At 57.8% G+C, this 26,544-nt stretch carries 25 protein-coding genes; 17 read left to right on the forward strand and 8 right to left on the reverse strand.

Going from position 1 to position 26,544, the window contains the following annotated elements; genetic code table 11:
- Nucleotides 1-17: 17 nt before the first annotated feature.
- The gene (locus tag L861_RS17875) at nucleotides 18-1,757 is read left to right on the forward strand and encodes an ABC transporter substrate-binding protein (RefSeq protein WP_027947865.1); all 1,740 of its coding nucleotides are present in this window, start codon (nucleotides 18-20) and stop codon (nucleotides 1,755-1,757) included.
- 131 nt (nucleotides 1,758-1,888) lie between these two features.
- A complete protein-coding gene (locus tag L861_RS17880) occupies nucleotides 1,889-3,574 on the forward strand; it encodes a glycerol-3-phosphate dehydrogenase/oxidase (RefSeq protein ID WP_016418052.1) in 1,686 nt (561 codons plus the stop codon).
- 19 nt (nucleotides 3,575-3,593) lie between these two features.
- Here the strand turns inward: L861_RS17880 and L861_RS17885 are convergent, their stop codons facing one another.
- On the reverse strand, nucleotides 3,594-4,070 hold the full coding sequence (locus tag L861_RS17885; protein WP_330217787.1) for a DUF6314 family protein: 477 nt from the start codon (nucleotides 4,068-4,070) through the stop codon (nucleotides 3,594-3,596).
- 11 nt (nucleotides 4,071-4,081) lie between these two features.
- Here L861_RS17885 and L861_RS17890 point away from each other — a divergent pair, with 11 nt between their 5' ends.
- The 6 genes from L861_RS17890 (at nucleotide 4,082) to L861_RS17915 (ending at nucleotide 9,109) form a co-directional block, all read left to right on the forward strand.
- A complete protein-coding gene (locus tag L861_RS17890) occupies nucleotides 4,082-4,954 on the forward strand; it encodes a carboxylate/amino acid/amine transporter (protein WP_016418054.1) in 873 nt (290 codons plus the stop codon).
- 74 nt (nucleotides 4,955-5,028) lie between these two features.
- Nucleotides 5,029-5,910, forward strand: a complete 882-nt coding sequence (locus L861_RS17895) for an NAD(+) kinase (protein WP_016418055.1) — start codon at nucleotides 5,029-5,031, stop codon at nucleotides 5,908-5,910.
- A 19-nt stretch (nucleotides 5,911-5,929) separates the two neighbouring features.
- On the forward strand, nucleotides 5,930-6,916 hold the full coding sequence (locus tag L861_RS17900; protein ID WP_027947864.1) for a metallophosphoesterase: 987 nt from the start codon (nucleotides 5,930-5,932) through the stop codon (nucleotides 6,914-6,916).
- Between the two features lie 235 nt (nucleotides 6,917-7,151).
- On the forward strand, nucleotides 7,152-8,006 hold the full coding sequence (locus tag L861_RS17905) for a rhomboid family intramembrane serine protease (RefSeq protein ID WP_016418057.1): 855 nt from the start codon (nucleotides 7,152-7,154) through the stop codon (nucleotides 8,004-8,006).
- Between the two features lie 9 nt (nucleotides 8,007-8,015).
- Complete coding sequence (locus L861_RS17910) at nucleotides 8,016-8,273, forward strand: YeaC family protein (protein WP_016418058.1); 258 nt, start codon at nucleotides 8,016-8,018, stop codon at nucleotides 8,271-8,273.
- A gap of 38 nt (nucleotides 8,274-8,311) precedes the next feature.
- Nucleotides 8,312-9,109, forward strand: coding sequence for a DUF2797 domain-containing protein (locus tag L861_RS17915; RefSeq protein ID WP_016418059.1), 798 nt, complete (start codon nucleotides 8,312-8,314; stop codon nucleotides 9,107-9,109).
- Between the two features lies 1 nt (nucleotide 9,110).
- Here L861_RS17915 and L861_RS17920 read toward each other — a convergent pair whose 3' ends face one another.
- Complete coding sequence (locus L861_RS17920) at nucleotides 9,111-10,238, reverse strand: CapA family protein (protein ID WP_016418060.1); 1,128 nt, start codon at nucleotides 10,236-10,238, stop codon at nucleotides 9,111-9,113.
- Nucleotides 10,239-10,430: 192 nt separating this feature from the next.
- Here L861_RS17920 and L861_RS17925 point away from each other — a divergent pair, with 192 nt between their 5' ends.
- From L861_RS17925 to L861_RS17935, 3 genes are all read left to right on the forward strand, one after another.
- On the forward strand, nucleotides 10,431-11,426 hold the full coding sequence (locus L861_RS17925; RefSeq protein ID WP_236617175.1) for a zinc-dependent alcohol dehydrogenase family protein: 996 nt from the start codon (nucleotides 10,431-10,433) through the stop codon (nucleotides 11,424-11,426).
- Nucleotides 11,427-11,495: 69 nt separating this feature from the next.
- The gene (locus L861_RS17930; RefSeq protein WP_016418062.1) at nucleotides 11,496-12,182 is read left to right on the forward strand and encodes a glutathione S-transferase family protein; all 687 of its coding nucleotides are present in this window, start codon (nucleotides 11,496-11,498) and stop codon (nucleotides 12,180-12,182) included.
- 45 nt (nucleotides 12,183-12,227) lie between these two features.
- Complete coding sequence (locus L861_RS17935) at nucleotides 12,228-12,947, forward strand: glutathione S-transferase (RefSeq protein ID WP_016418063.1); 720 nt, start codon at nucleotides 12,228-12,230, stop codon at nucleotides 12,945-12,947.
- Nucleotides 12,948-12,981: 34 nt separating this feature from the next.
- Here L861_RS17935 and L861_RS17940 read toward each other — a convergent pair whose 3' ends face one another.
- Complete coding sequence (locus L861_RS17940; RefSeq protein ID WP_016418064.1) at nucleotides 12,982-14,469, reverse strand: RimK family ATP-grasp domain-containing protein; 1,488 nt, start codon at nucleotides 14,467-14,469, stop codon at nucleotides 12,982-12,984.
- 175 nt (nucleotides 14,470-14,644) lie between these two features.
- Here L861_RS17940 and L861_RS17945 point away from each other — a divergent pair, with 175 nt between their 5' ends.
- The 4 genes from L861_RS17945 to L861_RS24295 all read left to right on the forward strand — a co-directional run bounded on the left by L861_RS17945 (nucleotide 14,645) and on the right by L861_RS24295 (nucleotide 17,882).
- Complete coding sequence (locus tag L861_RS17945; protein WP_016418065.1) at nucleotides 14,645-15,127, forward strand: GNAT family N-acetyltransferase; 483 nt, start codon at nucleotides 14,645-14,647, stop codon at nucleotides 15,125-15,127.
- 74 nt (nucleotides 15,128-15,201) lie between these two features.
- Entirely contained in the window at nucleotides 15,202-15,687 is a 486-nt protein-coding gene (locus L861_RS17950; RefSeq protein ID WP_016418066.1) for a YajQ family cyclic di-GMP-binding protein, read from the forward strand.
- 172 nt (nucleotides 15,688-15,859) lie between these two features.
- A complete protein-coding gene (locus L861_RS17955; protein ID WP_016418067.1) occupies nucleotides 15,860-16,435 on the forward strand; it encodes an Hsp20/alpha crystallin family protein in 576 nt (191 codons plus the stop codon).
- Nucleotides 16,436-16,518: 83 nt separating this feature from the next.
- Nucleotides 16,519-17,882, forward strand: a protein-coding gene (locus L861_RS24295; RefSeq protein ID WP_371827890.1) for an IS3 family transposase whose coding sequence is annotated in 2 segments (ribosomal slippage) — nucleotides 16,519-16,975 and nucleotides 16,975-17,882 — 1,365 coding nt in all. Because the reading frame shifts where the segments join, the coding sequence is not laid out codon by codon here.
- Nucleotides 17,883-17,951: 69 nt separating this feature from the next.
- Here L861_RS24295 and L861_RS17970 read toward each other — a convergent pair.
- From L861_RS17970 to L861_RS17990, 5 genes are all read right to left on the reverse strand, one after another.
- Nucleotides 17,952-18,752: a DODA-type extradiol aromatic ring-opening family dioxygenase gene (locus L861_RS17970; protein WP_016418068.1), complete on the reverse strand. Its 801-nt coding sequence runs from the start codon at nucleotides 18,750-18,752 to the stop codon at nucleotides 17,952-17,954.
- Between the two features lie 137 nt (nucleotides 18,753-18,889).
- Complete coding sequence (locus tag L861_RS17975) at nucleotides 18,890-19,816, reverse strand: metal ABC transporter permease (protein WP_016418069.1); 927 nt, start codon at nucleotides 19,814-19,816, stop codon at nucleotides 18,890-18,892.
- The gene (locus L861_RS17980; RefSeq protein ID WP_016418070.1) at nucleotides 19,816-21,027 is read right to left on the reverse strand and encodes a metal ABC transporter permease; all 1,212 of its coding nucleotides are present in this window, start codon (nucleotides 21,025-21,027) and stop codon (nucleotides 19,816-19,818) included. Before L861_RS17980 ends, L861_RS17975 begins: the two co-directional genes overlap by 1 nt.
- 4 nt (nucleotides 21,028-21,031) lie before the next feature.
- Nucleotides 21,032-21,832 (reverse strand): metal ABC transporter ATP-binding protein, encoded by an 801-nt coding sequence (locus tag L861_RS17985; protein ID WP_016418071.1) that lies wholly within the window; start codon nucleotides 21,830-21,832, stop codon nucleotides 21,032-21,034.
- Nucleotides 21,829-22,803 carry a metal ABC transporter solute-binding protein, Zn/Mn family gene (locus L861_RS17990; RefSeq protein ID WP_016418072.1) on the reverse strand — a complete coding sequence of 325 codons (975 nt, stop codon included), beginning with the start codon at nucleotides 22,801-22,803 and terminating at the stop codon, nucleotides 21,829-21,831. The genes L861_RS17985 and L861_RS17990 overlap by 4 nt, the downstream gene beginning before the upstream one ends.
- A 296-nt stretch (nucleotides 22,804-23,099) precedes the next feature.
- Between L861_RS17990 and L861_RS17995 the strand changes: the two genes are divergently transcribed.
- Together L861_RS17995 and pepN are read left to right on the forward strand one after the other, a co-directional pair.
- Nucleotides 23,100-23,540 carry a YbaN family protein gene (locus tag L861_RS17995; RefSeq protein ID WP_016418073.1) on the forward strand — a complete coding sequence of 147 codons (441 nt, stop codon included), beginning with the start codon at nucleotides 23,100-23,102 and terminating at the stop codon, nucleotides 23,538-23,540.
- Nucleotides 23,541-23,643: 103 nt separating this feature from the next.
- Complete coding sequence (pepN, locus tag L861_RS18000; protein WP_016418074.1) at nucleotides 23,644-26,283, forward strand: aminopeptidase N; 2,640 nt, start codon at nucleotides 23,644-23,646, stop codon at nucleotides 26,281-26,283.
- Nucleotides 26,284-26,544 lie beyond the last annotated feature (261 nt).

Consider the following 26,544-nt stretch of genomic DNA (forward strand, 5'->3'; position numbering starts at 1 on the left):
TTCACGAAGAGGTCATCATGAAACCGACAACAATGCGACTCTCTCTATTGGCCGCCAGCATGCTTCTGGTAAGTGGCTCACTGCATGCCGACCAGCATGATACCCGAGCCACTATCGAACGCCTGGTGGATGACGTCTTTCCACGCTCGACCCTTTCACGCGAGGAGCAGATCGCCGAACTGGAGTGGTTCGCCAAAGCCGCCGAGCCTTTCCGTGGCATGCAGATCAATACCGTGGCAGAGGGATTGACCACCCACGTCTACGAGCGTGATGTACTGGCCAAGGCCTTCACCGAGCTGACCGGCATCGAGGTGACCCACAACATCATCGGCGAAGGCGATGTGGTCAACAACATGCAGACCCAGATGCAGTCGGGGCGCAACATTTACGACGCCTATGTCAACGACTCGGATGCCATCGGTACCCACATCCGCTATGGTGCCACCGTCAACCTTTCCCAGGCCATGGAGAATGAGTGGGCCGACTATACGCTGCCAACCCTGGATCTGGATGATTTCATCGGCCTGCAGTACACCACTGGCCCCGATGGCAGCATCTACCAATTGCCTGACCAGCAGTTCGCCAACCTCTACTGGTTCCGCTATGACTGGTTCCAGCGCGAGGACCTGCAGAAACAGTTCCGTGACATTTACGGCTACGATCTCGGCGTGCCCACCAACTGGACCGCTTACGAGGACATCGCCGAGTTCTTCAGCGAGCATGTCGGTGAGATCGACGGTCAAAAGGTTTATGGACACATGGACTATGGACGCCGCGATCCCTCGCTTGGTTGGCGATTCCACGACTCCTGGCTATCCATGGCCGGGATGGGTAGCCCTGGGGTACCGTTCGGCAACCCGGTGGACGACTGGGGCATCCGGGTCGACGAGCAGAGCCGTCCGGTAGGCGCCAGTGTCAGCCGCGGTGGTGCGACCAACTCGCCGGCTGCGGTGTTCGCAGTGACCAAGATGGTCGAATGGTTGCGTGACTATGCGCCCCCCGAAGCCCAGGGTATGACCTTCGGCGAGGCTGGACCTGTGCCGGCGCAGGGCAATATCGCGCAACAGATGTTCTGGTATACCGCATTTACCGCCGATATGGTCAGCCCCGATGTAGCGGTTACCGACGAAGAGGGTAACCCCAAGTGGCGCATGGCGCCGTCGCCGGTTGGCCCCTACTGGGAAGATGGCATGAAGGTCGGCTATCAAGACGTGGGGTCCTGGACCTTCTTCAAATCGACTCCGGAAGATCGCCGTACCGCAGCTTGGTTGTTTGCCCAGTTCACCACAGCCAAGACGGTGTCACTGGAGAAGCTGATCGCTGGCCTGACGCCGATTCGCCGCTCAGACATCTTCTCGGACGAGATGACCGAAATGGCACCCAAGTTGGGCGGATTGGTAGAGTTCTACCGCAGCCCCAACGAGTCCAATTGGACACCCACCGGCACCAACGTGCCTGACTATCCGCGAATGGCACCGCTGTGGTGGCAGAACCTGGCACCTGCCGTTAGCGGTGACATCACTCCCCAAGAAGCACTGGATAACCTGGCCGGCGATCTCGACAACATCATGATGCGCCTGGCCCGGGCCAAGGTCTTCGAAACCTATTCGCCGGCACTCAATGGAGAGGAAAGTGCGGAGTACTGGCTGTCAAAACCCGGAGCACCCAAGGCCAAGCTCGACAACGAGATGCCGCAGGGTACCACCGTTCCCTACGACCAGATGATGGAAGAATGGATGGCTGCCGGTACGCGCTGATGACGACGGGGCGGGTCGTTCGGCCCGCCCCGCATGTCTTCTGCCGTTAACGAAAATACCGGCTGCCCGAACGGGATCGAGGCCCCGCTCGGAATGCACCGAGCGGGGCCTTTGCTTTGGAAGAGGCACACATGCAACTCCGTCAGAACAATCTTCGCAAGCTTTCCGGCAGGACCTTCGATGTCATGATCGTCGGTGGCGGCATCAATGGGGCGGCCTCGGCAGCGGCGCTAGCGGGCAAGGGCGTCAGCGTGGCGTTGATCGACCGCGGCGATTTCGCAAGCTGTACCAGTATGCATTCATCGAACCTGGTTTGGGGCGGCATCAAGTACATGGAAAGCTATGATTTCGCCTTGGTGCGCAAGTTGTGCAAGAGCCGCAATCATCTCATCAAAAGTTATCCCTCCACGGTGCAGGAGATCCGCTTCCTGACCACCGTGAGCAAGGGGTTTCGTTACTCCCCGCGCTATCTATGGGCTGGTACCTGGTTGTATTGGTTGATGGGCGGCGGGTTCACCCGTAGGCCCCGATTCCTATCGCCGTCGCAGATCGAGGCCATGGAAGAGATCGTCGATACCGATGGGTGCGTGGGGGGCTTTGAGTATTCCGACGCTTACCTGCATGACAACGATGCGCGCTTTGTCTTCAACTTCATCCGTAGTGCCCTCGATCACGGTTGCGTAGCCGCCAATTACGTCGAATCCGGGGGTGCGCAGTTTGAAGAGGGCGAATGGGTCACCCAGGCTCGGAATGTGATGGATGGCTCGACCTTCGAGATCCGTTCCAAGGTATTGATCAACGCTGCAGGGCCATACGTGGACGAACACAATGCGCTGACCGGGCAGAGTACCTCGCATCAGCACGTCTACTCCAAGGGCATCCACCTGATCGTACCCCAACTCACCAAGAGCAAGCGAGTACTGGCGTTTTTCGCTGATGATGGGCGCTTGTTCTTCGTCATTCCCATGGGACGCCGCACCTGCATCGGTACCACCGATACTCGCATGGAAGGCCCGGAAGTCCATGTCACCGACGACGATATCCGCTTCGTGCTGGATAACATCAACAAGCGCTTGAGCCTCACTCGACCACTCGGAAAAGAAGACATCATCGCCACCCGTTGCGGTGTCAGACCGTTGGTGGTCAATGCCCGCTCGAGTGAAAATCGCGACTTCCTGCAACTCTCGCGTAAACATGCCATCGATAGGGATGCCGCTTCGGCGCATCTGAGTATTTTTGGTGGCAAACTCACCGACTGTCTCAATGTCGGCGATGAGATCGTTGACGAGGTACGCCGGTTCGGTATCGCCATCCCTTACCCGAACTATCGTTGGCATGGAGAGTCCCCCCGGCAGGTGCGCGATGAATTTTTCCATCAGGCGCACTTGATGGACCTGGACAGCCTGACCTCGGAACACGCCTCCGAAAAGCTAAGTGCCCGATTGTGGCGGCGTTATGGCGCTCGGGCTCTCGATATGCTGGAAGAGATTCGTGAGGACCCGCGCCAGGCGGAAGTGCTGATACGCGGCACTGAATACTTACGTTGCGAGATTCGTCAGGCCGAGCGCCGCGAGATGATCACCAAGCTGGAGGATTTTCTGCGTCGCCGATCGAAAATCGCCCAAGTGGTGCGTCTCGAGGACATTCGCCATTCGCCAGGATTGAGGGAGGCCTGCGATATCCTGTTTGGTGATCTTGCGCGGGACAAGCTGGAAGAGTACTTCGCCACCTTGGGCGAGTCATACGACTCGGATGTTCTCAGTACCACTTCCCATGCCGATAATCCGGCGCATTCCGAGACCTTGAGGTGGGAGTGACGATGCTTGGTGTGATGACTCAGGTGTGCCGGTAGCGGTAGTGGATCGCTTCATCCTTGCGCGGCCCCTCGATATGCCAGTTCAGGTCGAAACCGTTGGTGAGTGGCGTGAGCCGTGCCGAGTAGCGATCATCGCCGCACAAGTGCGCATCGTGGCTTACCAGCGTAGATGAGGCTTCGTCCTCGATGAGGTCGAATAGCCATACCGCGTGCTCGGCGCCGCGACGTTCGTGAAAGAGTCGCAGGCAGTTTGGCTCCACCTCCCAGCGGTAGACATTGGTGAAAGGCACCGCTCGGGAGTGACCTTCGGGAATGAAGTGGCCTCGTTCATGGAAACGTATGGTGTTGCCACGAATGACTGCTTTCACCGTCCCCTTGCCCTGACCCGACCAGGCGCAGCGTGAATTCGGTCCTGACTGGGACGTGAATTCCAGATGCTGAATTGTCGTCAAAAGGGGGACCAAGCGTATAATCGCCGTCAACGTTGCGTCTCTCACTGGAGTTTACCATGGGCTATCTGATTGGCGTCACGGCGCTATGGGCTTTCTCGTTCTCGCTGATCGGTGTCTATTTGTCTGGACAGGTGGATAGCTATTTCGCAGTGCTGATGCGCATTGCCCTGGCGGCGCTGCTGTTCCTGCCCTTCCTGCGCCCAGGGAGGTTGAGTCATGTCCATAAGCTGGCCTTGATGGGGATCGGAGCGATCCAGCTTGGGCTGATGTATGTCTTCTTTTATCAGTCGTTTCTGCTTCTCTCGGTACCCGAGGTGCTGTTGTTCACCATTTTTACCCCGCTCTACGTAACGCTGATCGACGATGCCATGGCGGGTCGCTTCACGCCATTTTACCTGCTAACGGCCGCGATTGCCGTAGGGGGTGCAGCGGTGATTCGTTACCAAGGTGTTGATAGTGGCTTTTGGCTTGGCTTCCTGGTGGTGCAGGGCGCCAATGTCTGTTTCGCTCTCGGCCAGGTCGCCTATCGTTATCTCGCTGCAAGACTGCCCAAGGACCTCCCGCACCGCAGTGTGTTCGGCTGGTTCTATCTGGGTGCCCTGGCGCTGGCGGTCTTTGCTTTCGGTCTGTTCGGCAACCCACATATGCTGCCTACCACCAGTGTGCAGTGGGGGGTCTTGGCTTGGCTGGGGCTAGCGGCCTCTGGCTTGGGATACTTCCTATGGAACAAGGGGGCAACCCAAGTGGATGCCGGAGCGCTGGCGATCATGAACAATGCATTGATTCCGGCAGGGTTGCTGGTCAACCTGTTGATCTGGAACCGCGATGCCGACTTGCCACGATTGGCTTTGGGCGGAGCGATCATTGTCGTTTCATTGCTGGTCAATGAGTGGTGGGCCAAGCGGCGCCAGGTGGCGTCCCCGGTTTGAGCAATCACCCCGTGGTTTGCCCGGAAGCGGGCGACCCCGCATAATGACCAGCCTCGACGGGAAAGGCTGAGTCCATGACATCCTTCAAGAATATCGGGCTGATTGGCCGGTTGGGCAGCGCCAAGGTCGTCGACACGCTCAAGCGGCTGATTCGCTTCCTTGATACGAGTGGCTATCACGTCATCATCGAGGACCGTACTGCCACTGTACTGCTGGACCATGGCCAGCAGGAGGCTAGTCGTCGCATGCTCGGCGAGATTTGCGATCTGGTGGTCGTGGTCGGCGGTGATGGAAGCCTTCTGGGGGCTGCCCGGGCTCTGTGCCGCACCGGTACGCCCGTGCTGGGAGTCAATCGTGGGCGTCTGGGTTTTCTTACCGATATCTCTCCCGATGAGTTGGAAGAGAAGGTCGGTGAGGTATTGGCCGGTCACTACGAAATCGAAGAGCGTTTTCTGCTCGATGCCGAGGTTTTCCGCGATAACGCGCTGGTGGGAACTGCCGAGGCGCTCAACGATGTCGTCGTCCACCCCGGTAAGGCAGTGCGGATGATCGAGTTCGAGCTTTTCATCGACGGACAGTTCGTCTACAGCCAACGCAGCGATGGTCTGATCATCGCTACTCCCACCGGTTCTACCGCTTATGCTCTATCGGGTGGCGGCCCTATCGTGCATCCGCGTATCGACGCCATCACACTAGTGCCAATGTTTCCGCACACCCTCTCGAGCCGGCCTATCGTTGTCGATGCCAGTAGTGAGATTCGTATCCATATTGGAGAGACCAACGAAGCCTATCCGCATGTCAGTTGTGATGGTCAGACCAAAGTGGTATCTAAGCCTGATGATATTCTCTATGTACGTCGCAAGCCCCAGCGCCTGAAGCTGCTGCATCCCTACGGCCACAACTTCTATGAAGTCTGTCGCAGCAAGCTCGGCTGGAGCAGTCGATTGGGAGAGTGAGGTGACGATCCGCTCTGATATCGAAGGCTACGATCTGATAGGCGATGTACACGGCTGCGGTGCCACTCTGGCGACATTGCTCGAGAAACTTGGCTATTACCAGCGTGGAGGGGTATACCAGCACCCTCGTCGCAAGGCGATCTTCCTTGGTGACCTGATCGACCGTGGACCACGCATCCGCTTGGCGGTGACTATCGTCAGGCGCATGGTCGAGTCGGGAGAAGCGCAGATCGTAATGGGCAATCACGAATACAATGCCTTGGCCTATTGCCATCGCGCTGAAAATGACGATGCCCACGAGTGGTTGCGTGACCATACCCCGCGACACAATCGCATTATCAAGGAAACGTTGGAACAGTACCGTGAACATCCCGCCGAATGGGACGAAACACTAGCCTGGTTCATGGAGATACCGCTGTTCATCGAGCAGGATGGCCTGCGGGTGGTGCATGCCTGCTGGGATCAATCGCTGATCGATGAGTTTCGACGCCATTATCCCGATGCGCGCATGACCGAGACCTTTCTACAGCAGTCGGTCGAACCGGGCAGTTTCGCCTTCAAAGTGCTCGACCGCTTGACGCGAGGCAGCCACATTTCATTGCCAGACGATATTGCGATCCATTCCGGTGATGGTTTCACCCGTCGCAGCTTTCGTGCTCACTTCTGGGCACGCAATCCCCGGACTTATGGTGATGTGGTATTCCAGCCCGATAACCTCCCTGGCGATCTGGAACTGCGCCCGTTGAGTGAAACGGAACGTGCCCGGTTGAGCTATTACGGCCCTGACGAGCCGCCGCTGTTCATTGGCCACTACTGGTGTGAGGGGATTCCCGCCTTGCCGGCACCCAATATCGCTTGTCTCGATTACAGTGCCGTCAAGTTCGGGCGCCTGGTGGCGTATCGCTGGCATGGTGAGTCGCGGTTGGATGCCAACCACTTCGTATGGGTTCGTGTGCCGCGGGCGGAACAGGTTAGGCCAAACCCCTGGGAGGTCGATTTCGATTAGACTTTGCGGCTGCGGCTGCGGGTTGCAGTAATGAGTAGGCGCTTCGGTTTGAGGGCCGATGATGGTTGTTTCGTGCAAAGACAAAATATTACATAGTTTTACACATCGCGCATGAACTTGCGGATGCTGTCGCCGTCAGAGTAGGTGTTCCCTTGAATGATCCCTTGCTCTTATCCGGCGGCCCCCTCCGCCGGATTTTTCTTTTCAAGGGACTTTTTTATCTAAGGGAGATGCCATGTACAAGGTGCTCATGCTGCCTCGCGACATCGACACCCGCCCTTTGCGACAGGCGTTGTGGGCACATCGCATTGGCCATCGTTTTACCGAGGATGAAGAGGGCTACACATTATGGCTGGCCGACCCCGGTCAGCATGAGGAACTGTTGCAACTGTTGGAGCGCTGGCAGCGTGGTGAGCCTTTGATGCCAAGGGGGCAGCAGGGTCGCCGCAAGCTGGCGGCATTACCTTTGGCGAAACCCTTCTTAGCTGCACCCGTCACTGCCACGCTGTTGGCGATGTGCCTGGTAGTATTTGCCTTGATAGCGGTATTTGGCGATCTGGTCATTGCCCTTATGACCATCGTACCTATCGCTGTGGTCAATGGCAGCCTAGTGCTCGGTAACTTGGGAGAGGCCATGACCTCCGGTCAAGTATGGCGGTTGTTCACGCCGGCGCTGCTGCATTTTGGCTGGATGCACCTGATTTTCAATATGTTGTGGCTATGGTATTTCGGTCGTCAGATCGAAGCGATCCAAGGCAGCCGTCGCATGCTGTTGATTGTGCTGATTACCGCCGTGGGGGCCAACCTGGCGCAATATACCACTGGCACGGTACTGTTCGGTGGTATGTCCGGCGTCGATTTCGCGCTGCTTGGTTACGTTTGGCTGATGTCCCGCCGGGCCCCGCAAAGCGGCTTCTTCGTACCGCAGATGCTAGTGGTGTTCATGCTTGGCTGGATGGTCTTCACCATGACCGACTTTGCCGGTGTAGTGGGGTTTGGCAATGTCGCCAACGAGGCGCATCTGGGCGGTTTGGTCGTGGGCCTTGCCATGGGCTGGTATTATTCGGGGCGCGAGCGGCGACAACTTTGAGGATCGAGAATGAGTGACATGACCTTCGATAAGATGATCCGGCATATGACGCCGGATATCTACGCAAGCCTCAAGCAGGCAGTGGCGTTGCGCAAGTGGCCGGATGGCCGCATGTTGAACCCCGAGCAGGTTGAGCTGTGCCTGGAGGCCGTGATCAAGTATGAGTTCGAGCATAAGGTGGCACCGGAGCAGCGTGTCGGCTATTTGGAGCAGGCGGGGTGCGGCAGCGAGAGCGATGAGGGAGACAGCATCAAGTGGGTGAACTGATCGGCGTCGCAGCGGAATGCTGTGGCAATCTGCGCAAGATGGCCATCGAGCCCGGTCAAGGCGATGCACCAGCTCACTATACCCTGCTAGCTGGTGAGCACCGATTGGATCTCAATGCGCGCCTGGGGCAATCCCTGGGGTTGACCTGGACCTCCGCGATCGCTTGCACCCACTGTGGCCGCGCTACCAAGAAGAGCTTCGCACAAGGTTATTGCTACCCCTGTTTCAAGACGCTTGCGCAGTGTGATACGTGTATCGTCAAGCCAGAAACCTGCCATTTCTTTGCCGGAACCTGTCGCGAGCCGCAGTGGGCCGAACAGCACTGTTTTCAACCCCATGTGGTTTATCTGGCTAATTCCTCGGGGCTCAAGGTTGGCATCACGCGCAAGAGTCAGCTTCCCACCCGTTGGCTGGATCAGGGCGCTATTCAGGCCCTTCCGATCCTCGAAGTCGATACCCGCCAGCAGTCGGGATTCGTCGAGGTATTGTTCAAGGAAGAGGTTTCCGACCGGACCAACTGGCGTGCGATGCTCAAGGGGGAGGTCGAACCGTTGGATCTGATTGCTGAGCGCAACCGGTTGCTGGCGCGTTTGGAAGGCGGGCTGGCCAGATTGCGCGAGCGCTTCGGTGCCGATGCCATTCACGAACTCGATGCCACCCCGGTTGAGCTCGAATACCCGGTACTGGAGTATCCGCGCAAGATCGTCTCGCACAATTTTGACAAGGCACCGGATGTCACCGGCACCTTGCTGGGTCTCAAGGGTCAATATCTGATCTTCGACTCCGGCGTGATCAACTTGCGCAAATTTACCGGTTACGAAGTCGAAGTGAATTAGGCTATCCAAGCCAGTGAAGACGGTGATCTCCATCCATCGTCAACGTTGGGCTTTCTGGCCCATTCACCTGGTTCAGGGTCTCCTGTAGCCAGCGTGCCTCGTCTTCGCTGGCATACTCCAAAGTGAAGCGCCGTCGACGTAGTGGCGTCATCCACAAGGCGGCCGGTTCATTTCGGTCCAACTGCCAGCGACAGAAGAACATTAGTGCCAGGTCCGCATGGAATGTCTCGTGACCGCTGATGCCCTCGTAGTCGTTGATCAGGTCGCCGCAGCCGTAAAGAATCGGTTTGCCGTGATAGAGCTCCATTCCTTTTGGGTGATGGGATGAGTGGCCATGGATGATATCGGCGCCTGCATCGATCAGCCGTTGAGCCAAGTAGCGGTGGTCGGCGGGGATCTCGTAGCCCCAGTTGCCGCCCCAATGCACAGAGATCAGTGCGATATCGCCATTGTGTTTCTCGGCCGTAATGCGTTGTGCCAGTGCCTCGACATCTTCCTCGGACTCACTGTCCAGTAGGTACACTCCCGCACGGGATGTCTTGGCTCGCCACTCCGGGGGGATACCGCTGTCGGCCAGGCCGAAGCTCCAGACCAGCATCCGACCGCCGCCAGTGAGCGGTAGCTTCGCCGGCCGCGAGGCATCGGCCAAGGTGTTGGCGGCACCGGAATACGCGATGCCATTGTCCTCTAGGGTGGTGAGGGTTTCCTTGAGCCCCCCATAGTGCCAGTCGAGCACATGGTTGTTGGCCAGTGCGCAGCATTGGATGCCCGCTGCCGTCAGACAAGGCGCATTGTTCGGGTGCATGCGGTAATTGATGCCTTTGTTCGGCCAAGGCGTGTCGTGGCGGGTGATAGCGGTTTCCAGATTGATCAAACGTATCTCAGGTTGGAATCGCTCCAGTTCTTCCAGCGCAGCGCCCCAGATATAGTCGAAAGACACATGACGTGAGATCGTGCCGTTGGCATGTTCTGCCAGCCCTACATAGTCACGGGCATCGCGGACATAGGGCTCGTAGAGTTCGGGACTGCTGGTGTGGGGCAGAATCTGGTCGACGCCGCGTCCCATCATGACATCGCCGCACAGCGACAACGTTACACTCTCAGCGATCTCCTTCACATCGACGTTCACGGTGACTCTCCTTGCGGGCAAGGTGACACCCGCATTGACATCACGATCTACCTGTCAGTACAGACGATAGCTTGATCTATCTCATATTCAGTGTGGTATCAGCCGCTATGCTGGAACAACGTATTTCCTAAGCATTTGCTCAACTGGTCGAAATGTGTCGGCGGTCATGCATCGAGGATGTGAGAGATAGCCATGAGTGATGATATGCGGGCGATGCTGTTTGAGAAGGTGGGTTCACCCTTGAGCATGCAGCGAATCCCCCGACCTAGGCCTGGCCCTGGCGAGGTATCGATCCAGGTCGAGGCGTGCGCTGTCTGCCGCACCGACCTACACGTGGTGGATGGCGAACTGCCCGATCCCCGGTTACCGCTAGTGCCGGGGCACGAAATCGTTGGCAAGATCGTGGTGCTAGGCGAGGGCGTGGAGCGCTTTGCAACAGGCGAGCGGGTCGGGGTGCCATGGTTAGGCTGGACCTGCGGTACCTGCGAGCATTGCCTGGCCGGACGTGAGAATCTGTGTGCGCAGGCGCAATTCACTGGTTATACCCGTGACGGTGGCTATGCAGAATATTGCGTCGCTGATGCCCGCTACTGTTTTCCTGTTGTCGGCTATTCCGCCGAGGCGGCCGCTCCCTTGTTGTGTGCCGGCTTGATCGGCTATCGCGCCTACCGTATGGCGGGTGACGGCATTCACCGGTTGGGGCTTTATGGTTTCGGGGCTGCCGCACACATTCTCGCCCAAGTGAGTGTTGCCAATGGGCAGGAACTCTATGCCTTCACACGCCCCGGCGATATCCAGGCCCAGGATTTTGCACGCCGCCTGGGTGCGGTATGGGCGGGTGATGCTGATCAGACACCGCCGGTGAATCTGGATGCCGCCATTATCTTCGCTCCCGTGGGGGAACTGATTCCCACCGCGCTATCGCATGTCCGTCCCGGTGGCGTGGTGGTGTGTGGTGGGATCCACATGTCGGATATCCCGTCCTTTCCCTATCGCTTGCTATGGGAAGAGCGCCGCCTGTGTTCGGTAGCTAATCTGACGCGTCGCGATGGTGTGGAATTCTTGGACCTGGCGCCCCGCGTGCCGGTACGAACGCAGACCCAGCGCTATTCGCTGGAACAGGCCAATCAGGCACTCGAGGACCTGCGTCATGGTCGGCTCATTGGTGCAGCGGTGCTGATTCCATGACGTGTCACTGGACGTCGTGCCAGTCACCAGCAATAGTGTCAGTCCATACCATGGAATAGGGAGGACAACATGTACCGGCTGCATATCGCCAACAAGAACTATTCGTCCTGGTCGCTACGCCCGTGGGTGCTGATGCGCGAACTCGACATCCCTTTCGAGGAGCGTTTGACACCCTTCGAGACAGGTTCCAATGGCTCGCCGTTTCGGGACTTCTCGCCTACAGGACTGGTGCCATGTCTAGTCGATGGCAACAGCGTCATCTGGGAATCGTTGGGTATCGTCGAATATCTCGCCGAGCGTTATGACGGTGTGTGGCCTGAAGATGCCGCTGCCCGTGCATGGGCCCGCTGTGCCAGTGCCGAGATGCATGCCGGTTTCGCCGAATTGCGGCAACGCTGCACCATGAACTGTGGCATTCGCGCGCAACTGACCGAGGTGCCGCCGTCCTTGCAACGCGATCTCACGCGCCTGGACGAATTGTGGAGCGAGGGGATCACTCGCTTCGGTGGTCCTTATCTTGCCGGACCAGAGTTTACCGCCGTCGATGCCTTCTACGCTCCGGTTGCTTTCCGGATCCAGTCCTATGGCCTTGAGCTCGATGAGCTCGCCATGGCGTATACAGAACGTCTCTTGCAGCTTTCTTCGATGCGGCAGTGGTACCGAGACGCCCTGCGTGAACCTTGGCGCGAGCCAGGCCATGAGGCTGAAGTCAGTGAATTTGCCACCTTGTTGGAGGATTATCGAACCCGTGACTAAAGCGTCACGCGGGCGAGACGGGTGATACAAGACAGGAGCTCGATCATGCGTTATGAACTCTATTATTGGCCCGGCATTCCCGGCCGGGGAGAATTCATTCGCTTGGCGCTGGAGGAAGCCGGTGCTGACTATCTCGACATTGGCCAATCGCCTGGCAATGGCGTATCTGCCATTTCCGCCTATCTGGACGACCCGCAGGCGTCACGTCCTCCCTTCGCACCACCTTTCCTGAAAGCGGGGGATATCGTTGTCTCGCATGTGGCCAATATCCTGCAGTTTCTTGGGCCGCGTTTGGGGCTGGTGCCGGACGATGAGTCCACTCGCTTCTGGGTTCAGGGGTTGCAGCTCACGTTATGCGACTGGTTGCTAGAAGTGCACGACGTGCATCATCCGATCGGAGCCTCGCTGTATTACGAGCAGCAACGGGCCGAGGCCAGACGTCGTGCCAGCCTGCTCATCGGTGAACGGCTGCCGAAATTCCTGGGCTATTTCGAGCACGTACTATCTAGCAACCCTCAAGGCGATACTTGGCTGGTGGGCGATTCACTGACTTATGCCGACCTGTCGCTATTCCAGATGGTTGCCGGCCTGCGCTACGCTTTCCCTCAGGCCATGCAACGCCTAGAGCCCGAGATCCCGGAGGTGAGTGCCTTGGCGGTGCGAGTTGCCGAGCGGCCCAATATTGCCGCCTACCTGGCCTCGGGACGGCGGCAATCCTTCAATGAACAGGGTATCTTCCGTCACTACCCTGAACTCGATGGTTAGACGATCGGCGCTCACCTCCGTCGTGTGGTCATGACTAGTGATGGTGGCGGCGCCGGGCCTCCATCCGATCCAGGAACACTCCCATGATCTTGTCATAGAGACGGGGACCCAGCACCGTATCTTCCACCCCAGCATCGACATTGGGATTATCGTTGATCTCGATCACCACTACGCGTTCACCGACCTGCTTGAGATCGACACCATAAAGGCCGTCGCCAATCAGGCGAGTCGCCTTGAGTGCCGCCTTGACCACGGCCTTGGGAGCGTCGCTTGGGGCATGGGTGCTGAAACCACCGCTTTTCACCTTACCCTTGGAATGATCGTAGATTTGCCAGTGACCGCGGGCCATGTAGTAACGGCTAGCGAACAGAGCTTCTCCATCCAGTACGCCGATACGCCAGTCGAATTCGGTGGGTAGCCACTCCTGCATCAGCAACAGGGCGGAGGATTCGAATAACCGGCTGGCCTCGCGCAGTAGCTGCTCGGTAGATTCGATCTTGACGATGCCTCGCGAGAAGGAGCCATCGGGCACCTTGAGTACCATGGGGTAAGTCAACCCGGCTGCCTTCTCTGGCAGCCGCTTCAGGTCATGGCGGTTGAGCAGCAGGCCATCGGGGCATGGAATTCCCTTGGCACGCAGCAAGGCATGCAAATAAACCTTGTTGGTGCAGCGCAGGATCGAGCGTGGATCGTCGATCACCACCAGCCCCTCATGCTCGGCGCGTTTGGCCATGCGGTAAGTATGGTGATCCAGGCTGGTCGTCTCGCGAATGAACAGGCCGTCGAATTCAGCCAGCCGTCCTTCGTCGCGCTTGGTGATCAGCGAAACGTCGATGCCCAGCCGCCGGCCGGCACGAATGAATTGCTTGAGCGCCCCCTTGTTGCTGGGTGGCAATGTTTCCTGTGGATCGATCAGGATCGCCAGATCAAAACGATAGCGCCTGCGTGCCTTGGGAGTGCGCCAGACCTTGCGTGAATGACGGTTCAGGGCAGTGGCGAATAGATCCTGCTCCTTGCCGTGCAGCGCGGAAAGTTTCAGCGGTTTGAGGCGCGAGAGTCGCCACGCTCCCTGGCGTTGAGTGAAGCGTGCTTCCAGCAAAGGGCATGGTAGGCGTTCGAAAAGGTGCCGGGCCAGTTTGGCGAGTTCCGGATGCAGGCATTCACCGAACAGCACACGCAAGGTGAAGGTATCGCCAGCCAGCGAACCGCGCCTGGCCAACTCGCCAAGTAGCGGTGCCAGACTTTCCAACTGCAAGTCGATCAGTGCCTTGCGCGACAATTGATTGAGGGTTTCCACGCTGGGCAACACGCGTTGACCGCGCGCTTGGGCCAGCAGCGATACGTAGTAACCGGTTTCCAGGTAGTCCAGGTCGGCACATAAATTGATCACATGAGTGGTGGCATCCTGGCTGGCGGCTAGCCGCTCATCGGCCAGAAAGTCGCCGGCGGTAATCAGGTCCTCAGTAGGGTAGTAGGGGTGCCAGTCGGAGGGGCGGTCGACGACGATACGCAGAGGACACATGTGCACGAGGTTCCTTTTCTATGCCTGGCCGGAGTGGCCGGAACAATGACGCCTAGATTGCGCTTGCAACGGAGTCGCGACAATACTCTTTCGTGTTGAAATAATTTCATGAATGAGGCGGGTGACAATCACCGGTATCGCGACGACAATTCGCGCAAATTCTTGGAATCCCGACATGACTGTCTCTCTGCGCCTGGCGCACCTCTCCGACCTCGATGCCCTCTGTCGTCTGGAGCTGGACTGTTTCGAGGGGGATCGCTTCAATCGTCGCCAACTGGCGCATCTGCTGCGTGGTGCCAATGCCGTCACATGGCTTGCGGTGGATAGTGATGACCGGCCCGTGGGCTACGGCACGCTGCTATTCCGCCGCAATAGCCGCATGGCACGGTTATATTCCTTTTGCGTGCACCCCGAGGCGCGTGGTGGCGGTTTGGGGCGTCGCCTGCTGAAGGTCCTGGAGCATGAGGCGCATCAGCGTGGTCTGGCCCAGATCATATTGGAAGTGCGTGCCGACAACCGGGTAGCCATGGGGCTCTATCGTCGTATGGGGTATACGATCCAGCGCTGGCTGGATGATTACTATGTCGATGGCTGCGCCGCCTGGCAGATGATCAAGCCGTTGCACGATGTTCCGGAAACGTTGCCTGTGGCAGGTTGAGCGAGCGGCTTGGTGCAACACTCGCGCGGCTGACATAGAATCGACGCCTGATTTCAGCCAAGAGAGTCCGTGCCATGCCTTCTTTCGATATCGTGTCCGAATTCGACAAGCATGAAGCCAGCAATGCGGTGGATCAGGCCAACCGCGAAATCCAGACACGCTTCGACTTCCGGGGTGTCGATGCTAGCTATCGTCTCGACGGCGAAACCGTTTCCCTGGAAGCCGAGGTCGACTTCCAGCTCAAGCAGATGCTGGATGTGCTACGCAACAAGCTGATCGCCCGGGGCATTGATGCACGTTGCATGGAAGAGCAGGATCCGGTACTCAGCGGCGTGAAGGCGCGTCAGGAAGTCAAACTCAAGCAGGGGCTTGAACAACCGGACTGCAAGGCCATCGTCAAGTTGCTCAAGGATTCCAAGCTCAAGGTCCAGTCTCAGATCCAGGGTGACAAGGTGCGTGTCACCGGCAAGAAGCGTGACGATCTGCAGCAGGCGATCGCTCTGCTCAAGGGCGAACAGGGGCCGGATCTGGCGTTGCAGTTCAATAACTTTCGCGACTGATTTTTCAGACGAAACCGTTTCCGTAGGCATCATGCGCCCAAGTATTGACTTGGGTCATTATCTGTGGTTTTGGGGCTTGAAAAGCCGCCTGGCGCCACCAATATTGCATTGCAAGAAAGGTGATGGCATCGCTGTGTGATGCGTCACCATGGCAATGAAGGAGGTGTGGCGTATGAACCTGCAAAAATTCTCTCCGTGGAACTGGTTCAAGAGCGAAGCGCGCGAGAACACCGGGTCTTCCGTTCCGGTTTCACAAGCGGTCGAGCCGCGGAGCACGGCGATTTCACCGCTATGGCAGATGCACCGCGATCTGGACAGGTGGATGGACGATACGTTGCGCCAGTTCGGCATACCGGGCTTTGACGATCGCCTCCCTGGTTTTGGCGATCGCTTCGGTACCTTGAGCGGCTTCTTGCGGCCGAGCGTGGATATCGCTGAGCGTGACAACGAGTACCGCATCAGTGTCGAAGTGCCAGGGGTCGAGGAAAAGGATATCAAGCTCTCCCTGGATGAACATCGCTTGCTAATCGAAGGTGAAAAGCGTCAAGAAAGCAGCAGTGCTCAGGAAGACCGGTATCAGCGTGTCGAGCGCATCTATGGCAGTTTCCGGCGGGTGCTGGATCTGCCTGAGGATGCCAAGGTCGAGGATATCAAGGCGACCTTCAACAATGGGGTATTGACCGTCACGCTGCCACGCGACCCTTCGGTTCAGCCGCGACAGCGTGAGATCCCCATCCAGTCTCAGTGATAGCTATGCTTGAATGATGACGGCCCGCCTATTTGAACTGACCCCCGAAAGTTGGACACCGCTCCAACTGTAGGGGGTTTTGCATGGCGAGGTATTCCAGTGAGTTCAAGTTACAAGTGGTCCTGCACCACGAGAGTCCGGCGGGAGGAAGCAGACGCACAGCGATACAGTTCGGGCTGGATAGAGGTGTTGTCAGGTCATGGGTAGAGGTCTATCGCCAACATGGTGAGGCAGGATTGGCTCGCCGTACACGCCCCCAGGTCTATGATCTGGCCTTCAAGCTGAAAGTCGTGCGTTTTCTCGAAGAAGGCGGCTCTCTTCGTGAGGCCAGTGCTTACTTCAACATCCCAGCGCGTACTACCATTAGAGAATGGCGGCGCCAGTATGCCTCTCATGGGGTTGACGGCTTGTCTGACCGCCGTGGGAGACCTCGTGTGAAAAAGAAGAAACCGCCATCCTCTGGTACCAAGGCACCTGACCAGATGTCGCCAGAAGAAATGGCGGAGGAGTTGGCCTATCTGCGAGCAGAGAACGCCTATCTAAAAAAGCTGAAAGCCTTGGCTCAGTCAAAACGATCAACCGAAGAGAAAAAACGTTGATCATCAATGAGCTAAGGCAAAGCCATGCGCTTGCTTACTTGCTGCGTGCAGCTGGCCTTGCGCGTAGCGTCTATTACTACTGGCGAAAAGTGCTTCAGCGCCCAGATGCTTATGTGTCCGAAAGACAGCTTATCCATCGTATCTTCCATGCCCACAAGGGGCGCTACGGCTATCGCCGCATGACGCTGGCCCTTCGGAGGGAAGGCTGTCATCTCAATCACAAGACCGTCCAGAAGTTGATGATACAGGCAGGACTAAAATCAACAGTGCGACCCAAGCGTTACCGGTCCTTCCGAGGTGACGAAGGTGGTCTCGCCGCCAACCGTCTACAGCGCCATTTCCGAGCAGACCGTCCGCATCAGAAGTGGGTAACAGATATTACAGAGTTCAACATTCGAGGGGAAAAGGTCTTCCTGTCACCGGTCATGGACCTCTATAACCGAGAAATCGTGGCATTCTCTATTGCCCGTACCCCTCGGCTGCCGATGGTCATGGCCATGCTGGGTAAAGCCTTGCAGCAGGTCAAAGATGCCGAAGGGCTGGTTCTTCATTCTGATCAGGGCTGGCAGTATCAGATGCCTGCCTATCACGCGGCGTTGACCGCTAGAGGAGCCGAGGTCAGCATGTCTCGTAGCGGGAACTGCCTGGACAATGCCGTCATCGAGAACTTCTTCGGCCTCTTGAAGAGTGAGTTCTTCCATGGCCAGAAATTTACTGGTGTAGAGAGGTTCATCAGGGAACTCCGGGCCTACATACGCTATTACAACCATGACCGCATCAAGGCCAACCTAAAAGGCCTGAGCCCTGTGGAATACAGGATCCAGGCCTTGGGGACCGCCACTACCTGAATCAACCCGTCCAACTATTGGGGGTCACTTCATATTGGCGGGTCGTTTCTTGTTTGGCTCTTTACGACGTCAGGCCGCTTGTTTCCAGGACGACGCAAGTGAGGCGCTGGCCAGCACTAGCATGCTCAGGTTGCCGAAACTGAAGCTTTCGTGCAGAGCTTGCATCGGTTGTCCACGCATCGCGCCCATACTCATCAATAGCGGCAGGAAATGCTCTGGTGTCGGGTGGGCATAGCGGGCATGGGGCGCCAGGCGTTGCCAGTTGGCGATAGCTTTCAGGTCGCCCGCTTCGGCAGTATCGCGCGCCCAGGCATGGAATTCCCGGGCCCAGGCATCCGGCTCGGCGAATTCTGTTTTGCGATCGCCCAGGTTATGGGTGGCGGCCCCGGAGCCGACCAACCACAAATTCTCACGCTCGGCGTATTCGCCCAGGCGTGCCGCGATCTTCAGTTGTTGATCGGTGTCGAGCGCTATGGGTACGCTGACCGGTAGCAGCGGTACCTTGGCATCGGGCCACAGCAATGAGAGCGGCGACCAGACGCCGTGATCCAAGGGGCGTGACGGGTCAAGCGCTGCGTCGATCCCGTTTTCCTGCAGTGCCTGAGCGAGATCTCTAGCGGTATCCGGCATTCCTGGGGCCGGGTAATGCATCCGATACAAGGCTTCGGGAAAACCGTAGAAATCATGCAGTGTCTCGGGATGTGCTGCCGAACCCAGCGTCAGGTTCGGTGTCTCGAAGTGTGCCGAGATCACCAAGGCGCCTTTTGGCCGTGGTAACCGCTTGCCCAGCGCGACCAGGAAGTCCCGAGCCGGATGGTCGCTGAGCACCAGGCTTGGCGAGCCATGCGAAATGAACAGTGAGTGCAGCATCTTGGGCTCCACGAATATCAGTGAATGGATGCTTTCAGCTTATGCCTTCCCGAGATGCTGTGTAGCCCATATCCAGCGAATGGTCTCTTGCCCGTTCGGCAATAATTCTCGGCCGATGAGATAGCGGGCGACTGCTCTCAGGCACTAGCCGGCTGACCGCCGTCGCGACGCCGATGAGGTCCGAACAGGCAGGCCAGCAATAGGATGAGGCCTGTAAGGCTGGCGATCATACCGGCTGCACTTAGGGAGGCCTCGAAGCCTATCCAGCCGGGACCATAACCGGCTAGCACATAGCCAAGCACGGCGGAGATCAGGGCAAATACTTGGCTCCACGCAACCTGCTTGCCGAGATGGTTGGTCATCAGGCGCGCGGCAGCAGCCGGGCAGATGAACATGGCGATAACGATGATCGAGCCCACCGCGTCAAAGGCGGCGATAGCAGTGATCGCGACCATGATCACCAGTAGCAGGTCGGTGAGGACCGGCCGTGCCTGAATGCTGGCGGCGAAAGCCGAATCGAAGCTGCCGACCACCAGCGGTCGCCAAGCCACGACCACGAAAGTCAGCACCATCAAACCTACCCAGGCGACCCGCGCAAGTTGGGGCGGTAAATCGGCCAGCGCCTTGGGGTCGAACAGTGACGACCAGTGCACGCCCTCGAACCAGATCAGGCTTTCCAGGTTACCGTACAGCGCGTGTTCGACATCGAGATGGACGCCGCTGGCATCGTTCCACTCCAGCATCAGTACGCCAAGGGCAAAGATGGCGGTGAAGACGACCCCCATGGCAGCGCTGGATTCGACACGTCCCAGGTGTTTGATCAATTCGATCATGGCCACAGTGACCAGCGCGGCCACTCCAGCGCCGATCATCATTGCCGAGGCGGCCAGAGTGCCTGTTATCAAGAAGCTGGCCACAATGCCGGGCAAGGCGACATGACTGATGGCATCCCCGATCAGACTCTGGCGACGCAATACCAGGAAATTGCCTAGCAGGGCACAGGTTAGGCTGATGGTCACGGCCACCACCAAGGGCACCAGACTCAGCATCAGGAAATCGGCCATTACGAGGCACTCCTTAGCGGTGAGTGCAGACGCAACTCGAGTAACATCATCATATCCGGAGGCAGGCAGTCACTGATCGGCTCAAGCCCCAAGTGGTCCAGGTGCGCCGCTTCGTCGGGATACAGAGAGCGATACAACGACCACAACTGCTCCTCATGCTCAGCATCGCGAGCGGCGGCCAACCCCGCTGGAGTGGGTACGTGATCGCGGCGAATGAAGTCATGACGGCGCAGTACCCGCAGGGTCAGGGTATCGTAGATGGCTTCCCGGCGCGCCATGGCTAAAAGTCCTTGGCGGAGGTGCACTCTGGTCTTGAAGCGGTAGTGGGCGACCAGCATGGCGATGATGCCACGGCGGGGCGAGATCAAAAGTGATAGCGCGAACAAGGCAAACGTGCTGAGCACGATCAATGGACCGGTGGGTAGACCTGTACGCACGCTCGACAGCGTGACGCCAAGGTAACCGGCCAAGACGCCGCAGATAGCGGCAATGGCCACCATCTGCAGCGGTCGGTCGGTCCAGAAGCGGCCGGTGACGGGGGGGATGATGGTCAAGGCGACGATCAGGATCAGGCCGGTCACCTTCAATCCGATGACAGTCACGGCAAGCAACAGCATCAGCATCAGTGTGTCGATACGCTGTACTGGGATCCCATTGGTGGTGGCATATTCCGCGTCGAAACACACCAGCAGGAACTGCCGGCGCAGCATGAAAATGGCGATCAACAGCACTAGGGCGCACACGCCGATGAGCTGGGCTTCGCCGCTCAGCATACCGGCCGTGGAGCCTACCAGATAATCGGTCAGACCGGCCTGACCGCCGGTATTCATTGCCTGAATCGCGGTAATCAGTACGACTCCCAAGCCGAATAGTGTCGACAGTACGGCGCCGATGGCGGCGTCCTCGCCCAGACGTGTGCGCTCACTGATGTTTTGGACTCCCCATAGCCCGAAGGCGGCGCTGAGCCCTGCCCCTATCATCAGCCCTGGTAGCCAGCGACCGTTATCGAATAGCGCCGCCATGACGATGAAGGCCAGCATCAGTCCCGGCAGTGTGGCATGGCTGATCGCATCGCTGACCAGCGAGCGTTTACGTAGCAGGATGAAGCTGCCGATCATGCCAGCGCTGGCGCCGAGCAGCATGGCCCCTAAGGTGACCAAAGAGGTGTTGTAGCCGGCAGAAAAGGTCAGGGCACGTAACCAGACATCCATGACCTCACGCCTCCTGCGTCGCAGATGACGGTGCCACGATGCGCTCGATCTGCAATGGACTCAGGCGACCGCCGTAGGTCTCCTGAAGGGTCGCCTCGGTGAACATGTCATCCACGGGGCCTGCCGCAATGCGACGCACGTTGAGTAGCAGCACATGATCGAAGTAGTCGCGAACCGTGGACAGGTCGTGGTGCACGCACAGCAAGGTCTTGCCCTGTTGCTTGAGGGCTTTCAAGACTTCGACGATGGCTTTCTCGGTCGCCGCATCGACTCCAGCGAAGGGTTCGTCGAGAATCGTCAGGTCAGCCGACTGAGCCAGAGCCCGGGCCAGAAAGACACGCTGCTGCTGACCACCGGAGAGCTGTCCGATCTGGCGTTTGGCGAAGGACTCCATGCCGACTCGGGAAAGGCACTCCATTGCTTTGTCGCGATGTCGGCGCCGCGTGAGTTGCCACCAGCGCAAATCACGAAATAGCCCCATCACCACGACATCGAGCACAGTGGCGGGGAAGTCCCAATCGACGCTGCTGCGTTGTGGAACATAAGCGACATGGTGGCTTTGCTTCGCATAAGGTTCGCCATAGACCAGCACTTCGCCAGACAGTCGACGCTTGATACCTAGAGCGGCTTTGAGCAGTGTGGACTTGCCAGCCCCATTAGGGCCGACGATGGCACTGAGGCTGCCGGGCGGGATGACGAAGTCCACGGAGTAAATCACAGGTTTCTGGCCATAGCTCACGGTTAGCCCATGTATCGCCAGAGGGCTTTCGGCGATGACGGGATCCTCGATACGACTGGCTTTCACAGGCTGTCCTCGCGGTTGGTGCTCAGCTTGCCACTCATGCCGTCAGACGGGGCGTCGCCGCCAAGGGCGCGGGCGATGGTGGTGACATTATGGTCGATCATGCCGATGTAGGTTCCTTCATAGGTACCCGGGGCTCCCATGGCATCGGAATAGAGTTCTCCCCCAATCTTGACCTCCCAATCCTGTGCCGCTGCACCTTCCACCAAGGCGCGGATATTGCGTTCGGAGACCGAGGATTCGACGAAGATGGCGCCAATCTTTTGTTCCACCAGTAAGTTCACTAGTGTCTCAATGCGCGCCAAGCCAGCTTCACTTTCGGTCGAAAATCCCTGAATACCCTCCACTTCGTAGCCATAGGCATCGCCAAGATAGCCGAAGGCGTCATGTGCCGTGACCAATACCTGAGCCGACTCCGGTACGCTGCCAAGCACTTTCCTGGCGTAGTCCTCCAGTGTCCTCAGGCGCTCGAGAAAGGCGTCGGCATTGGCCTTGAAATCGTCGCGAGCCTCGGGGTTCAGCTCGATCAGTGCATCGCGTGTCGTTGTGACGACGTAGCGCCAGCGTCCGGGATCCATCCAGACGTGAGGATCCCAACGATCGGTGTACTCTTGGTCTGCCCGGCGTCGTTCATCGGGGACGGCTTCTCCTACTGCGAATACCGGCTTACGCTGGGACAGGCGGTCGAGAAATTCCATGAGTTGGGCCTCGAGGTCCAGTCCATTCCAGAACACCGCATCAGCCTGGGTCATGGCCGAGATGTCGTTACGCGTCTGGCGATAGAGGTGAGGATCCACACCAGGTCCCATTAGACTCCGTACCGAGACATGTGCGCCGCCGACCTGGTTCAGGGTGTCGGCAATCATGCCGGTGGTGGCAACAATTTGCAGTGGAGGGGATTGAGCATGGCCAGTGTTCCAGAATATGGCCAACAAGACAGGCAGCGAGATCTTGGCGAAGCGAAGAAACGGCATTCAGTCATCCTGTGTCAGTGATCGATATCCTTGTCAAGCTACACCTGAAAACCGTCTACGCCCGTTGTCTTCTTGAAATGGTTGTCTTCTGGAAATGGCTGTGACGACTTGACAGGCAAATGCTCAACTCCTTTTTCCTTACGCTACACTCTTAGCAGGTAAAGTGTTCATTGAACGATCCTAGCCCGTCGATAGGGCATTCGAATTTCCAATAGCCAAGCATTCGCGCTTCAATGACACAAGCTTAGCCGACATCTGCCTGAACATTTGAGTGGCAGACACAAGGAGAATGCTCGGTGCCACAGTTTCAGCCGATCCACCACTTGCTGCATCCCATGCGCAATACCTTGTACCTGGCACTGGCCGGGTCGAGTTTTGGCCTGGGGGTGGTGGGCGTCTTCCTTCCGTTGATGCCAACCACGTGTTTCATGCTATTGGCTGTATGGGCGGCATCCAAGGGCTCGCCACGTTTTGCCAGTTGGATTCGTTGCCATCCACGCTTTGGCCCGCCGATCGTTGCTTGGGAAAGCGAGCGAGCCATTCCACGCCCTGCCAAGTGGATCGCTCTGATCATGCTGGTATTGTCCATGATATTGCTCGCTTTTACCGTTGATGTTCTGGCGCTCAAAGTGGCATTGCTGGTGTCATTGAGTCTACTGGGAATATGGATCGTCACCCGGCCCGAGCCTCGTCCGGCCACGTCGCTCATGGCCACGTCGCGCTTTCGCCAGCGCTGATACCCTCATTGTCGCTGACATTGTGGCAGATGACGCTGACTTTGAGTCAGTCGCCCCTGGCGCCGTACAATGATCGGCGATTACCGAACAGGAGCGTTCCTCGATGTCAGCACCGCAGCCGATTCATCTGCACGATTATCAGCTTCCCGCTTACCGGGTCACACACACCGAACTCAAGTTCGATCTGTCACCTTCGGCAACCCGTGTCGTGGCACGCCTCCATCTCGAGCGTCATTCAGAGCGCCAAGAGGACAACTTGCCGCTGGTGTTGAACGGCGAGCATCTGAAGCTCCTGCGTGTTGCAATCGATGGCCAAGAGCTGGGAGCCGGAGAATACTCGGTCGATGCCGAGACGCTGACCATATTTGAAGTGCCGCAGAGGTTTCTGCTGGATACCGAGGTGGAGATTGCCCCTGAGTCCAATACGGCGCTTGAAGGCCTCTACCTGTCTAACGGTATGTTCTGTACCCAGTGCGAGGCCGAGGGGTTTCGACGTATCACCTACTATCCGGACCGTCCGGATGTCATGGCGACATTTTCCACTACCGTGATCGGTGACGCAGCGAGCCTGCCGGTGCTGCTCTCCAACGGTAACCCGGTGGAGCGTGGTGAACTACCGAATGGCAGGCACTTCGTCACTTGGGAAGATCCTTTTCCCAAGCCCTGCTATCTGTTCGCCTTGGTGGCTGGCGATCTGGAAAAGGTCGAGGACCGATTCACCACCATGAGCGGGCGCGACGTCACTCTGCAGATCTGGGTCGAGAAGGAGAACCTCGATAAGACCGACCATGCCATGGCGTCGTTGAAGCGTGCGATGAAGTGGGATGAGGACACTTACGGTCGCGAGTATGATCTGGATCTGTTCATGATCGTTGCCGTCAATGATTTCAATATGGGGGCGATGGAGAACAAGGGGCTGAACATTTTCAACTCGGCGGCGGTGCTGACCCATCCGTTGACGGCGACCGATGCCGCCTTTCAGCGTGTCGAAGGTATCGTTGCCCATGAGTATTTCCATAACTGGTCGGGCAACCGGGTAACTTGTCGTGATTGGTTCCAGCTCTCCCTGAAAGAAGGCTTCACCGTCTTCCGTGACCAGAGCTTTTCCGCCGACACCAATTCGGCACCAGTCAAACGCATCGAAGACGTTTCCTTTTTCCGTACCGCCCAGTTCGCCGAAGATGCCGGCCCCACCGCCCATCCCGTACGTCCCGACCATTACATCGAGATCAGCAATTTCTATACCCTCACCATCTACGAGAAAGGGGCGGAAGTGGTACGCATGCTGCGTAACCTGCTGGGTTGGGAGGCTTTCCGCAAAGGTACGGATCTCTACTTTTCACGTTTCGACGGCCAGGCGGTGACCATCGAGGATTTCGTAGGCTGCATGCATGAGGTTTCCGGGCAGGATTTGTCCCAGTTCATGAGCTGGTATTCTCAGGCGGGCACTCCGGAAATCGATGCTAACGGCCATTATGACTACGCCAAGAGCGAATATCATTTGACGCTACGTCAGCGTACGCCAGCCACGCCCGACCAGCACGAGAAGCTGCCATTGCATATTCCTATCCGCCTGGGGTTGGTGGGGACAAAATCCGGCGATGACCTGGAGATGACGTTGGATGGCGAGACACTGGGCAAAGATGCGGTCATCCACCTGCGGGAAGAAGAGCAGAACTTCGTGTTCACCGGCATCGCCGAGGCGCCGGTACCGTCGTTGCTGCGAGGCTTCTCGGCCCCAGTCAAGCTGCGTTTCCCGTACGGACGTGAGGACCTGGCCTTCCTGTTGCAGCATGACTCGGATGGTTTCAATCGCTGGGATGCGGGGCAGCGTTTGGCCATGTTGGCGTTGGACGATCTGATAGCGGCGCATCGCAATGGTGTGGAGAAGGTCATGGACGTGCGCGTGGTCGACGCCTTCCGTACCTTGCTGACAGCCAAGGTCGACGATAAAGCCGTCTTGGCGGAAATGCTGACCCTGCCTTCGGAAGCCTATATTGCCGAGCAGCAGCCAGTGGTCGACGTCGATGCCATCCATGCTGCGCGTACTTTCGTCAAACAGTCGCTGGCGGTTGCCCTACGCGATGAGTTCATGGCCGTATATGGTGACCATCAGTCGGACGTCTCTTATGCTCCGGAACCGGGACAGATTGCCGACCGCGCTCTGAAGAATGTCGCGCTGTCGTACCTGATGAGCATCGAGGACGAAGAGGCAGTGGCCTTGACGCAACAGCAATTCGAGGCCGATCACAACATGACAGATGTGCGGGCTGCCTTGACGTTGCTCACGCACAGTTCTCGTAGTGATCTCGCCGACCCGGCTCTCAAAGCCTTCGGTGAGAAATGGGCTCATGATTCATTGGTCATGGATCAATGGTTCAGTATCCAGGTGACCCGTCCACAACCGGATGTGCTGGAACGGCTCAAGTTCCTGATGCAGCATCCCGCTTTCTCACTGAAGAATCCCAACAAGGTGCGTGCCCTGATCGGAACCTTCGCCAGTCAGAATCGGGTCAACTTCCATCGGATCGATGGTGAGGGCTACCAATTGCTGGCCGACGTGGTCATCGAGCTCAACAAGCTCAACCCCGAGATTGCTGCACGTATCATCACGCCGCTGACTCGTTGGCAGCGTTTCGACGAGACCCGCCAGGCACTGATGAAGGCCGAGCTCGAGCGCATTCGCGCTGAGGAACTTTCCCCCAACGTCTACGAAGTGGTGGAAAAAGCGTTGGCGGCGTGAGGTATCGAACGTCGCCATTCACGCTCCAGGCCGCCTGCGAGGCGGCCTGGTGATGGGGAATGTGCAACGAGACTGGTATGAGTCACTTCTTGTATGGTTGGGCTTGACGCGGGAAGACAATGATGCTTTTAATGGATTGGTATTGGTTCAATTAGCCAATACCAATCTGCAATCGCAACCAAAGGCTCGAGATGATGACTTCGACTTGCTGCGTACCAAGCAATTGGCTGTACACCATGAAACATGGTGTGCGAGCCCATG

It is taken from the genome of Litchfieldella anticariensis FP35 = DSM 16096, assembly GCF_000409775.1.
GTDB classification, from domain to species: domain Bacteria; phylum Pseudomonadota; class Gammaproteobacteria; order Pseudomonadales; family Halomonadaceae; genus Litchfieldella; species Litchfieldella anticariensis.